Annotated in this window: 9 protein-coding genes and 1 pseudogene; 7 read left to right on the top strand and 3 right to left on the bottom strand. The window is 72.9% G+C overall.

The window, feature by feature from the left end:
- Positions 1-810, bottom strand: a pseudogene (locus tag ACZ4UB_RS36280) (hypothetical protein); the annotation flags it as partial.
- A gap of 49 nt (positions 811-859) precedes the next feature.
- Between ACZ4UB_RS36280 and ACZ4UB_RS36275 the strand changes: the two are divergent.
- A complete protein-coding gene (locus ACZ4UB_RS36275) occupies positions 860-1156 on the top strand; it encodes an NADPH-dependent FMN reductase family protein (protein ID WP_468077007.1) in 297 nt (98 codons plus the stop codon).
- A gap of 101 nt (positions 1157-1257) precedes the next feature.
- Here ACZ4UB_RS36275 and sph read toward each other — a convergent pair whose 3' ends face one another.
- The gene (gene sph / locus ACZ4UB_RS36270; protein ID WP_468077005.1) at positions 1258-2262 is read right to left on the bottom strand and encodes a sphingomyelin phosphodiesterase; all 1005 of its coding nucleotides are present in this window, start codon (positions 2260-2262) and stop codon (positions 1258-1260) included.
- A 130-nt stretch (positions 2263-2392) separates the two neighbouring features.
- On the opposite strand from sph, the gene ACZ4UB_RS36265 reads away from it, so the two are divergent.
- A complete protein-coding gene (locus ACZ4UB_RS36265; protein ID WP_468077003.1) occupies positions 2393-3286 on the top strand; it encodes an oxygenase MpaB family protein in 894 nt (297 codons plus the stop codon).
- Positions 3287-3340: 54 nt separating this feature from the next.
- On the opposite strand, the gene ACZ4UB_RS36260 is transcribed toward ACZ4UB_RS36265, so the two are convergent.
- The gene (locus tag ACZ4UB_RS36260; protein ID WP_468077001.1) at positions 3341-4891 is read right to left on the bottom strand and encodes a M1 family metallopeptidase; all 1551 of its coding nucleotides are present in this window, start codon (positions 4889-4891) and stop codon (positions 3341-3343) included.
- A 326-nt stretch (positions 4892-5217) separates the two neighbouring features.
- Between ACZ4UB_RS36260 and ACZ4UB_RS36255 the strand changes: the two genes are divergently transcribed.
- From ACZ4UB_RS36255 to ACZ4UB_RS36235, 5 genes are all read left to right on the top strand, one after another.
- Positions 5218-6087, top strand: coding sequence for an SCO6745 family protein (locus tag ACZ4UB_RS36255; protein ID WP_354380852.1), 870 nt, complete (start codon positions 5218-5220; stop codon positions 6085-6087).
- A 126-nt stretch (positions 6088-6213) separates the two neighbouring features.
- Positions 6214-8739 carry a Tex family protein gene (locus tag ACZ4UB_RS36250; protein ID WP_468076998.1) on the top strand — a complete coding sequence of 842 codons (2526 nt, stop codon included), beginning with the start codon at positions 6214-6216 and terminating at the stop codon, positions 8737-8739.
- Positions 8740-9051: 312 nt separating this feature from the next.
- On the top strand, positions 9052-9489 hold the full coding sequence (locus tag ACZ4UB_RS36245) for a hypothetical protein (RefSeq protein WP_354380854.1): 438 nt from the start codon (positions 9052-9054) through the stop codon (positions 9487-9489).
- Positions 9479-10699: an MAB_1171c family putative transporter gene (locus ACZ4UB_RS36240; RefSeq protein WP_468076996.1), complete on the top strand. Its 1221-nt coding sequence runs from the start codon at positions 9479-9481 to the stop codon at positions 10697-10699. Before ACZ4UB_RS36245 ends, ACZ4UB_RS36240 begins: the two co-directional genes overlap by 11 nt.
- Before the next feature lie 7 nt (positions 10700-10706).
- A complete protein-coding gene (locus ACZ4UB_RS36235; protein ID WP_468076994.1) occupies positions 10707-11492 on the top strand; it encodes an SDR family NAD(P)-dependent oxidoreductase in 786 nt (261 codons plus the stop codon).
- Positions 11493-11695 lie beyond the last annotated feature (203 nt).

Below are 11695 nucleotides of genomic sequence, written 5' to 3'. Positions count from 1 at the left end.
GCTGGGTTTCGCAGCGGTGGGGATTTTAGGCCACAGCCTCTGCCTCGCCTCTACCCCGCCACCCTCTTGCGGGGGTGGTCCCGCTCCCGGAACCCCGGCCCCGACGACGGGGGCGGAGGGCTGCGCCGGCGCCGGCGCGGCGAGTTCACGGGCGGTCGGCAGGACCACGGTGCCCGGTGGCAGCGCCGCCGCGCCCAGGGCGAGCGCGTGCAGCTGGAGGTTGGCCGGGCGGCCCGGGCTGCTGGCGAGCTGGTCGATCCAGCAACGGGTGTAACCGCTCACGGTGTTGCCGCTGCCGGCGAAGCCGGGCGGGGACACGACTCCGTAGACCTCGGCCGAGGAGGAGACGGGCAGTCCCGCGTACTCCTGGAGCAGCGGCCACGCCGCCTTGTCCGCGACCAGGTCGAGGAGCACCGTCGTCGACCCGGGGGGCCGGTCCCGGAGTTCGGTGCCCAGCCACTCCCACGGCAGGGCCGTGTAGCGGACGGACCCGGGCGTCGTGGCGGCCAGGGCCAGGTGCAGCCGGCGGCCGCGGCGGTCGAGCGTGAGCCGGCCCGACAGGTACACCAGCAGCGGGCCCCGGGTGCTCGCGGCCGCGCGCAGGCGCGTCAACACCAGGTTCGGATCGCGCGCCCCGTCGAGGTAGGTCGTATCGCAGGGCAGGCCGCTGTTCAGCAGTACCGAGGCCGGAACCACCCCGAGCGCGGCCAGATTGGCGCTCGGCGCCACCTGCACGGCGCGGCGGTGCACTGCCGTGCCTCCCGCTATGAGAAGGACGTGCCCCCGCTGCTCCAGCCCCAAGTTCTGCATGAGCAGACCGTACTCACTCCGGACGCGCGGCGCCCCGGCCGTTCGGTGTGTGAGCGCCGTCACGGTCCACCGCAGCCTGACCGACTTCGTCGAGGCCCTCCCCGTCGGCCGGGGACGTGCGTTCGTCTTCGCCACCAGCGGCCTCCCCGAGTTCCCCTGGGCCCCCTTCACCCGCCCCGCGACCCGGCTCCTCGAAGCCCGCGGCTTCACGGTGGAGGCCCCCTTCACTTGTCGCGCCCTCGACACCTGGGCACCCTTCGCGCTGGTCGGCGGCCTGAACAAGGACCACCCGAACCCGCAGGACCTCGCCGCGGCCCACACGTACGCCACCCACCTGAGGACCTGAGGACCTGAGGGCGGAACAGGCGGGTCCGCCGGTTCACCCGCACGCACCGGACGCGCCCCCCGGCCCGCCCGTAGGGGGCCGGGGGGCGCGTCCGGCGGGGGTTACGAGCCGATCAGGGGGTAGTGGTCGGAGAGGTTGGTGTAGGTGTAGGAGGTGCCCCAGCTGGAGACGGTCCAGGGGGCGGACTGCTCCTTGACCACGTTGTTGTTCCAGTTGGCCGGGCGGGCGTTGCCCTCGCGGTAGAGGACGTAGTCGAGGTCCTCGCGCGGGTCGGTCGGGTAGCGGTAGTTCGCTATCGAGTTGGTGGCCGTGTCGAAGGAGTACGGGTGGCCCGTGCGCGAGTCGGCGCCGGCCAGGTCCGCGTCCGCGAGCATGGAGGCGTACTCCGGGCTGCGCGAGTCGACGTTCATGTCGCCCGTCACGATGACCTGTTCGCCCGCCGGGATGTTCTTGGCGTCCAGGAAGGCGTCGATGTTCTTGAACTGGCGGCTGCGCATCTGGGCCGCCTCGCCCGCCTTGCAGCCCGAGTCGGTGGACTGCGCGTGGGTGCCCACCACGTGCACCTTGGTGCCGTTCACGTTCAGGACGACGTAGGCGAAGCCCTTGTTGGACCACCAGTCGGCGCCGCACGCGTCCTTGTAGATGTACTGCTCCTTGCGCAGGACCGGCCACTTGCTGAGGATCGTGATCCCGCCGTCCTCCGGGGTGGTGGAGGAGTACGCGCCGCTCGTCGCGTCCCAGCCGTCCTTGCTCCGGCCCACGATCGGGGTCTGGTAGGGGTACTGCGCGGCGGCGTTGGCCTTCAGCGCGTCCGAGGCGGTGTTGTCGAAGGCCTCCTGGAGGACGACCACGTCGTGCCCCTGGAAGAAGGACGCCTTCGGGATCTCGCGGGCCCGGAGGTCCTGGCCCCAGTTGGGGTAGAGGTTGGTGCTCATCAGGAAGGTGTTGTACGTCAGTACCTTGAGGCGCGGCGTCGCGTCCTGCGCGGACTCCGCGGCCGAGGCTCCCGGGGCGGCGGTGACGGCGAGCGCGACGGCCGTGAGGGCGCCGACGGCCGTGGCGGCGGCCTTGGCGCGACGGGTGCGGCGGGGCGTGCTGGGCAGCATGAGGACTCCATCGTTCCTGCGGGGGGAAGATCGGCTGCGCCATCACATCATCTGCAGTTACCTCTGGGTAACACCCAGGACAAGACTTTCCGACGGGGGAAGGGACTTCTCGCGCTCGCATACTTGTGCCATGAGTCCCACGCGATCCAAGAGCACCGGAAGTCACTCTGGCACCAGTGGTCACGTCGCTCCGCCGCCGCCCGGCGGGGTGCTGTGGACCATCGCGGGAGACGTGCGCGCGCTGCTGATGCTGCCGCCCGCCTTCACGATGCAGGTCGCCCACCCGGCGATCGGTGCGGGCGTGGACCAGTACTCGGTCTTCCGCAGCGACCCCTGGGGGCGCGGGGAGCGCTCGATCCGCTCCGTCCAGCTGTGGGTGTACGGCGGCGAGGCGGCCGTGGAGGAGGGGCGCCGGGTGCGGCGGCTGCACAAGGAGATCCGGGGCACGGACACCCGGGGGCGGCGCTACCACGCCCTCGACCCGGCCTGCTACTCCTGGGTGCACGCCTCCGGCTTCCCGGTCTACCTCTACGCCGCCCGGTACCTCTTCCGCGCGTTCACCCCCGCCCAGGAGCGGGCCCTCTACACCGAGTGGCTCCAGGTCGGTCGGATCCTCGGCATCCACGACCGGGACATGCCGGCGACCATCGAGGAGTACTGGCCGCACTACCACCGGATGTTGGCCGAGGAGATCGAGTCCACCCCGGTGGCCCGCGAACTGGTCGCCACCGACGTGCCGCTGCCCCGCCCCACGGGCGGGCCGCTACCGGTGCGGGTCCTCACCCGGCTCGCCTGGCCGCTGCTGCGCACCCTGTTCCTGCGCTTCCGCGCCTTCGCCACCGTCGGCTACATGCCGCCGGAGGCGCGGGCGGCCATCGGGCTGGAGTGGAGCCCGGCCCAGGAGCGCAGGCTGCGCCGCTTCAGCGCGGTCGTGCGGACCGTCGTACCGCTGCTGCCCGAGCGGCTGCGGTACCTGCCCGTGGCCCGGGAGGCCCGGGCGCGGTGGCGCGCCGCCGCCCACTGAGGGGCGACGGCGCGCGGCCGGCCGTACGGCGACCGTCAGGACGGCCGGGCGAGCTCAGCGACCGTGGCCGTGGCCCTGCCCCTGCTCGGTGTCGTGGACGTTGTTCGTCGCGGCGATCTTCTTCCACGACTTCGGCTCCGCCTTCGGGGCCGCGGCGGGCGCCGGAGCCGCGAGCGAGCGACCCGTCGCGCCCGGCGCCTTCGCCGCCGGGGCGGAGAAGGCGGGCTTGCCCGGGGTGTACAGCCAGGTCTCGAAGAGGTCGGCCAGCGGCTTGCCGGAGACCCGCTCGGCATAGCGGACGAAGTCGTTCACCTTGGCGTTGCCGTAGGCGCGCTCGGTCGGCCAGCCCTTGAGGATCTTGAAGAACTTCTCGTCGCCGACCTCGTTGCGCAGCGCCTGGATGGCGATCGCGCCCCGGTCGTAGACGGCCGCGTCGAACTGCTTGTCGGCGCCCGGGTCACCGGGCTTGACCTGCCAGAACGGGTCCTCGGCGGGCCGGTTCGAGTACGTCCAGTCGGCCAGCTCCTGGGCGGTCCCCTCGCCCTCCTTCTCCGACCACAGCCACTGGCTGTAGCGGGCGAAGCCCTCGTTGATCCAGATGTCCTTCCAGCCGTCGACCGAGACGCTGTCGCCGTACCACTGGTGGGCCAGCTCGTGCACGACGACCTGGACGTTGGCGCCGTTCGCGAACTGGCGCGGGCTGTAGAAGGGTCGGGTCTGGGTCTCCAGCGCGAAGCCGCTGGTCACATTCGGTACGTAACCGCCCAGCGCGTTGAAGGGGTACGGGCCGAAGACCCCCTCCAGCCATTCGGCGACCTCGGTCGTGCGCTCGACGCTCGCCCGCGCCGCGCCCGCGTTGTCGCCCAGGTCCACGCTGTAGGCGTTGAGCACCGGCAGCCCGCTCGCGGTCTTGTCCGTGGTGATGTCGAACTTGCCGATGGCGAGGGTGGCCAGGTAGGTGGCCTGGGGCTTGTTGGAGCGCCAGTTGTAGCGGGTCCAGCCGAGCTTCGAACTCTGCGACTGGAGCACGCCGTTGCTGATCGCCTGGAGCCCGTCCGGGACGTTGATCGAGACGTCGAACGTCGCCTTGTCCAGCGGGTGGTCGTTGCTCGGGAACCACCAGATGGCAGAGTCCGGCTCCTGCGCCGCGACCGCGCCGTCCGGGGTGCGCGCCCACGCCGACCAGCCGTCGACCTTGAACTCCGATGGCTTGCCCGCGTACTTGACGACCACCGTGGCCTGCTTGTTCTTCTGCAGCGCGGTCGCGGGGGTCACCTCCAGCTCCTGGGTGCCGGTCTTGGCGAACTTCGCCTTGACGCCGTTGACCCGGATCTCGCTCACCTGGAGGCCGAAGTCCAGGTTGAAGCGGGAGAGGTCCTGCTTGGCGGTGGTCAGGAGGGTGGCCGTGCCCTCCAGGAGGTCGGTCTTGGGCTGGTACTGGAGTCTCAAGTCGTAGTGCGAGACGTCGTATCCACCGTTGCCGCTGGCCGGGTAATAGGGATCGCCGATACCCGGGGCGCCAGGAACGGCGGTCGCCGCCGACGCCGGGATCACCAGCAGCAGGGAGGCGGCGAGCACGCTCGGGGCGATGACTTTGCGTCGCACGAAGGACTCCAAGGGGTAGGGGAGACGGTTCTCCTGAGCGGTGTTCAGCTCGGATCAGGGCTTGTGTGTTCGACCGTATTCACCCCTGCGCCCCACGTCATGTCCATGGCCCCTGCTGTCACACGATCGCCATTCGGACGTCACACCACGCCATCCGGACGACCCCCGGCCAGGTGGGGCGGGGCCGGTGGGCGACGAAGAACGGCCGGATCTCGCGGTCGCGGTCGCGGGGCCGGCGGGCGGCCGGCGCCGGCCTGGTGGGCGGGCTCACGGGCGGGCTCCAGCGACCCTGTTGTACATACCAATCAGTCGGTAGGGTGCTGGGTATGACGCTCTCCACCCTCCCGCCCTTCGCCGCCCGCCGCTGTTGGCACGCCGCCATCAATCCGCTGCACGCCACCATCTACTTCTCGCCGGATCTCGCCCGGGAACTGGCCCTCCTCGGCATCGAGGGCTCGGCCGCGCCCCTGAGCACCCGCAGCGCCGCCCTGGGCGCGGTCGGTCCCGGCACCGTGGCCGCGACCTTCTACAACTACAGCCACGCCCACCTCGCCCAGTTCCTGCCCGCGGTGTGGCAGAAGGCGGACCCCGAGCAGGTCCTCGCCGCCCGGCTGCGGGCCGTCGACGCGACCCTCACCCGACTGCTCGGCGCCGAGGTCCTGGCCTCCGCGGAGCTCGCCGAGGCGGCCGACCTGGCGATGCGCGCCACCGAGGGCTGCACCCGGCACGGACGCCCGCTCTACTCCGCCCACGCCGACCTGCCGGTCCCCGAGGCCCCGCACCTGCGCCTGTGGCACGCCACCACCCTGCTGCGCGAACACCGCGGTGACGGTCACCTCGCCGCCCTGCTCATCGCCGGACTCGACCCCGTCGAGGCGCTGGTCAGCCACAACGCCACCGGCCACGGCATGACCTCGAAGTGGTTGCGGGCCACCCGCGGCTGGAGCGCGGACGACCTGGCGGCCGCCGCCGACCGGCTGCGCGAGCGCGGGCTCCTGGGCGCCGACCACGAGCTGACCGAGGCCGGTACGGCGCTGCGCGAGCGGCTGGAGGCGGACACCGACCGGCTGGACGCGGCCCCGTACGAGCACCTCGGCGCGGCCGGCCTGGCCCGCCTGCACGAGCTGGGCGGCGCCCTCGTCGTCCGGGCCATCCGCGCCGGCGCCTTCCCGGCCGACCTCACCGGCAAGGGCTGACGCCGGCCGGGAACGGCCCGGCCCCGCCGGCCGATCGGCAGGGTTCCCGACCTCCGCCACCGCCACCTGCCACAATTGGCAGCTTCCAGTGCAGTGCGGCAGTGCAGACGAAGGCGGGACCGGAACGTGACGACGTCCATCGAAGGCAGGATCGCCGAGGAACTCGGCGTACGGGAGCGGCAGGTCAAGGCCGCCGTCGAGCTGCTCGACGGCGGCTCCACCGTGCCGTTCATCGCGCGCTACCGCAAGGAAGCGACCGAGCTGCTCGACGACGCCCAGCTGCGCACCCTGGAGGAGCGGCTGCGGTACCTGCGCGAGCTGGAGGACCGCCGCGCCGCGATCCTGGAGTCCGTGCGGGAGCAGGGCAAGCTCGACGACGCCCTGACGGCCATGATCAACGCGGCCGACACCAAGGCCCGGCTGGAGGACATCTACCTGCCCTTCAAGCCCAAGCGCCGCACCAAGGCGCAGATCGCCCGTGAGGCGGGCCTGGAGCCGCTCGCCACCGGGCTGCTCGCCGACCCCTCGGTGGACCCGGTCGCCGCGGCCGCCGCGTTCGTCGACGCCGACAAGGGCGTCGCCGACCCGGCCGCCGCGCTCGAAGGCGCCCGCGCCATCCTCACCGAGCGGTTCGCCGAGGACGCCGACCTGATCGGCGAGCTGCGCGAACGGATGTGGACCCGGGGCCGGATGGCCGCCAAGGTGCGCGACGGCCAGGAGGAGGCGGGCGCCAAGTTCGCCGACTACTTCGACTTCGCCGAGCCCCTCACCGCGCTGCCCTCGCACCGCGTCCTCGCCATGCTGCGCGGCGAGAAGGAGGACGTCCTCGACCTCACCCTGGAGCCCGAGGAGCCGAGCGAGACCCCCGGCCCCTCCACCTACGAGGGCATGGTCGCCCGCCGCTTCGGGGTCGCCGACCGCGGCCGCCCCGGGGACAAGTGGCTCGCCGACACGGTCCGTTGGGCCTGGCGCACCAAGATCCAGGTGCACCTGGGGCTCGACCTGCGCACCCGGCTGCGCCAGGCCGCCGAGGACGAGGCGGTCCGCGTCTTCGCGTCCAACCTGCGCGACCTGCTGCTCGCGGCGCCCGCCGGTACCCGCGCCACGCTGGGCCTGGACCCGGGCTTCCGCACCGGCGTGAAGGTCGCCGTCGTGGACGCCACCGGCAAGGTCGTGGCGACCGACGTGATCTACCCGCACGTGCCGGCCAACAAGTGGGACGAATCCCTCGCCAAGCTCGCCCGGCTCGCCCGCGAGCACGCGGTCGACCTGGTCGCCATCGGCAACGGGACCGCCTCGCGCGAGACCGACAAGCTCGCCGCTGACCTGATCGCCCGGCACCCCGAACTGAACCTGACCAAGGTGATGGTCTCGGAGGCGGGCGCCTCCGTGTACTCGGCCTCCGCCTTCGCCTCGCAGGAACTCCCGGACATGGACGTGTCCTTGCGCGGGGCCGTCTCCATCGCCCGCCGGCTGCAGGACCCGCTCGCCGAACTGGTGAAGATCGACCCGAAGTCGATCGGCGTCGGCCAGTACCAGCACGACCTGTCCGAGGTGAAGCTCTCCCGCTCCCTCGACGCGGTCGTCGAGGACTGCGTGAACGGGGTCGGCGTGGACGTCAACACCGCCTCCGCGCCGCTGCTCTCCCGGGTCTCGGGCATCAGTGGCGGTCTCGCCGAGAACATCGTGGCCCACCGCGACGCCAACGGCCCCTTCCGCAGCCGCAAGGCGCTCAAGGACGTGGCCCGGCTCGGCCCCAAGGCGTACGAGCAGTGCGCCGGCTTCCTGCGGATCCGCGACGGGGAGGACCCGCTGGACGCCTCCAGCGTCCACCCCGAGGCCTACCCGGTGGTCCGGGCGATGGGCAAGCAGGCGGGCGGCCAGGTGGCGGCGCTGATCGGCAACACCACCGTACTGCGCTCCCTGCGCCCCGCGGACTTCGTCACGGAGACCTTCGGCCTGCCGACCGTCTCGGACATCCTGCGCGAGCTGGAGAAGCCGGGCCGCGACCCGCGACCCGCCTTCAAGACGGCCACCTTCAAGGAGGGCGTGGAGAAGATCGGCGACCTGGCCCCGGGGATGATCCTGGAGGGCGTGGTCACCAACGTGGCGGCCTTCGGCGCCTTCATCGACATCGGCGTCCACCAGGACGGCCTGGCGCACGTCTCGGCGCTCTCGAAGACCTTCGTCAAGGACCCCCGCGACGTGGTCAAGCCGGGCGACATCGTCCGGGTGAAGGTCATGGACGTGGACATCCCGCGCAAGCGGATCTCGCTCACCCTGCGGCTGGAGGACGAAGGGGCGGACCGCGCGGCGGGCGCCCCGCGGCCCCGCCAGGAGCGCGGCGAGCGCGGTTCCGGCTCCCGCCCGCCGCAGCAGCGCGGCGGCGCCCAGGGCGGCCAGGGTGGCCAGGGTGGTCAGGGCCGCGGCGGCGCGGGCAAGGGCGCCGGCGCCGGCAACGGAGGCGGCGCGGGCAGGAACGGCAACGGCGGTGGCACGGGCGGTGGCGCCCGGGGCGCGTCCGGCGCCCGCGGTGGCGCGGGCGGCGGTCAGGGCGCCGGTAAGGGCGCTCCGGCGCCGGCCAACAGCGCGATGGCCGACGCCCTGCGCCGGGCCGGTCTGACCGGCCCGGACGAGCGCCGCGGGCGCTGACGCCCGACGGACGCCCGACGGACCCCGGCAGCGCCGGGGGCTGATGCGCAGGTCGCAAGCCCGGGCAGGAAGGACTGGCTGAATAACCCCCCTGCCCGGGGGCCTGCCTTGCCAACTCCGGCACCCGATCTGTAGGCATGTGGGAACGCCCGTTCGCCATTCGGCGCGCGGGCTTCCCTGATCCCCCCTCAGGACGTCATGCCCACATCAGCCCCTGCCTATCGACGCTGCCCGGGAAAGGGTCCGAAGAGGGAGCACATGCCATACCGGCAACTCAGCCTGCGCAAACGCTGCGAGACCATTCTCGGTCGTTTGGACTTGCCGCACCCGTTCTCCCTCGACGCCCTGTGCGAGCGGATCGCCGAGCAGCGGGGCCGGCCCATCCGGCTGCACCCGCTCCCCAAGGAAGCCGCCGAGTCCGGTGTGTGCGGCCTGTGGGTGGGCACCACGAGCATCGACTACGTCTTCTACGAGGCCCAGACCTCACCGCTGCACCGCGAGCACATCGTCCTGCACGAGCTGGGCCACATCCTCTTCGGCCACAACTCCCTGGAGGGCGAGGAGAGCGGCGCGCACGCCCCGGTCATCCTCGGCCGCACCAACTACACCAACCGCCAGGAGCAGGAGGCCGAGATGCTGGCCAGCCTGATCCGCACCAGCGCGGGGCTGCCCCCGGTCGACGAGGCCGCCGGGACGCTGGCCCGCCTGGAGTCCGCCATGGGGTACCGGCGGGTGCAGCATGGCGGCTGACCCGATCGCCGCCTTCGGGGATTCCCTGGCCGTGCCCAGCGTGGTGTGCCTGTGGCTCGCGGTGCTGCTGCGCTCCCCGGCCGCCGTCCGCTCCCCGCAACAGCGCGGACTGCTGCTCGCCGTCGCCACCGCCGCCGCCGCGATGACCCTGAACCTGCCCGACGTGGTCACCTACGCGATGCGCGATCCGCGGAACTCGCACACCGTCGGACTGGTCCGCAACCTCATCGGGGTCTTCTCGGCGGGCGCCGTCCTCTCCTTCGTCGCCGCGGCCACCAGCCGGGGCCACCTGCTGCGCCGGAGCGCCGCCGGCGCCACCATCGGCCTGCTCGCCGCGCTGGTCCTGCTCGACCTGGCCGCCCCCGGACACGGCACCCACACCATCCCGCCGCACGGCGATCCCGTCCCCTCCCTCGGGTACTGGCTCGTGCTCATCTCGGCGCACCTCGCCGCCAACGCCGCCTGCGTGGCCCTGTGCTGGCGCTACGGACTGCGCACCGAGAGCCGTGGACTGGCCGCCGGACTGTGGCTGTTCGGCCTCGGCACCGCGCTCGCCGGGGCGTTCTGGTTCGTCTACCTCTTGAAGCTGCTCTTCGGCGCCACCGCCGCCATGCCCTGGCTGCCGCTGCTGATGAACCTGCACGGGCTGCTGCGGGCCGCCGCCCTGCTCGTGCCCGTGCTCTTCGGGCTGCGCCGGACCGTCTCCGACGTCGGCACCGCCTGGCGCCTGTGGCCGCTGTGGCGCGACCTGGTCGAGGCGGTCCCGCACGTGGCGCTGACGAAGCCGCGCGCCGGGCGCGTGGTGGAGTTCCTGTGGCCGCCGGTCCCGCGCGACCTGCTGGTCTACCGGAAGGTGATCGAGACCCGCGACGCGATCCTGATCCTGAACGAGTACGTCGCCCCGGGCGTCCCGGAGCTGGCCCGCCACCACGTCGCGGGCGCCGGGGTGGCCGCCCCGCGCCGCGGCGCGGCCGCGCTGGCCTGCGTCCTCAAGGAGGCGCGCCAGGCCAAGCTCGACGGATCGGCCGGGCGGTCGCCGGACGGGGCCGAGCCGCTGTACGTCCCCTCCTCGGTGCACGGACCCACGGGCACCGTCGAGGGCAGCGACCTGGAGGACGAGAAGAGCTTCCTCGTCGAGGTCGCCCAGGCCTATGGATCCGCCGCCACGCGGACCTTCGCCCCCGAACTGCCCGAAACCGCCGGAAAGTGATGCGCACGTGAGCAACCGAACCACCGTTCTGATCACCGGAGCCAGCGCCGGGCTGGGGGCCGCCTTCGCCCGCGGCTTCGCCGCCAAGGGCTGCGACCTCGTCCTCGTCGCGCGGGACGAGGAGCGGCTGGACGCCCTCGCGAAGGAACTGGGCCGGGACTTCGGCGTGGTCGCCGAGGTGCTGGCCGCCGATCTGCTCGACCCGGCACAGTGCGCCGGTGTCGTCGCGCGGCTCGCGGACACCGTGCGGCCGGTGGACGTCCTGGTCAACAACGCGGGCTTCGGGCTCCCGGCGCCCTTCCCGTACAGCCCCGTCGAGGACGAGGAGCGGATGCTCGACCTGCTGGTCAAGGTCCCGCTGCGGCTGACCCACGCGCTGGTGCCGGGGCTGCGGGAGCGGCGCCGGGGGGCCGTGCTGAACGTGTCCTCGGTCGCCGGTCTGCTGCCCACCGGGACCTACGGGGCGGCCAAGGCCTGGATCACGGCCTTCAGTGAATCGCTGCGGGTGGACCTGGCCCCGTACGGGGTCCGGGTGCTCGCGGTGGTCCCCGGCTTCACCCGGACCGAGTTCCAGGAGCGGGCGGGCATGGACGTCAGCAAGCTGTCCGATGCGGTCTGGCTGGAGCCGGAGGCCGTGGTGGCCCAGGCCCTGCGCGACCTCGCCCGGCGGCGTCCGCTGAGCATCACCGGGCGGCGCTACCAGGCGTACGCCCTGGCCGTGCGGCACCTGCCGCGCACGGTGGTGGCGGCCCGGCTGGCCCGCAAGCGCCTGCCCCCGGCGGACGCGCACTGACGCCCCACCTTCCGGCGGGGCCGGTTCCGCGGCGCGCGGCCCAGCCCCCCGCCGCGGCCGCCCCCGCCTCAATCGCCGGCGGGGCTGGTTTGCGCCGCGGTGCCCCGTTCGGCGTCCGGGCCGTTGTCGCCTCCGGCGGCGCCTCAATCGCCGGCGGGGCTGGTTTGGGGTGCGGTGTTTTGTTCGGCGTCGGGGCCGTTGTC

The organism is Streptomyces sp. NPDC028419, from assembly GCF_055565515.1.
Note: the sequence above shows the minus strand (reverse complement) of the source record. Positions and strands in the feature narration are given on the sequence as shown.

Coding starts and splice junctions, on each gene's coding strand:
- sph (WP_468077005.1), bottom strand. CDS start 2,262: ATGCTGCCCAGCACGCCCCGCCGCACCCGTCGCGCCAAGGCCGCCGCC.
- ACZ4UB_RS36265 (WP_468077003.1), top strand. CDS start 2,393: ATGAGTCCCACGCGATCCAAGAGCACCGGAAGTCACTCTGGCACCAGT.
- ACZ4UB_RS36255 (WP_354380852.1), top strand. CDS start 5,218: ATGACGCTCTCCACCCTCCCGCCCTTCGCCGCCCGCCGCTGTTGGCAC.
- ACZ4UB_RS36240 (WP_468076996.1), top strand. CDS start 9,479: ATGGCGGCTGACCCGATCGCCGCCTTCGGGGATTCCCTGGCCGTGCCC.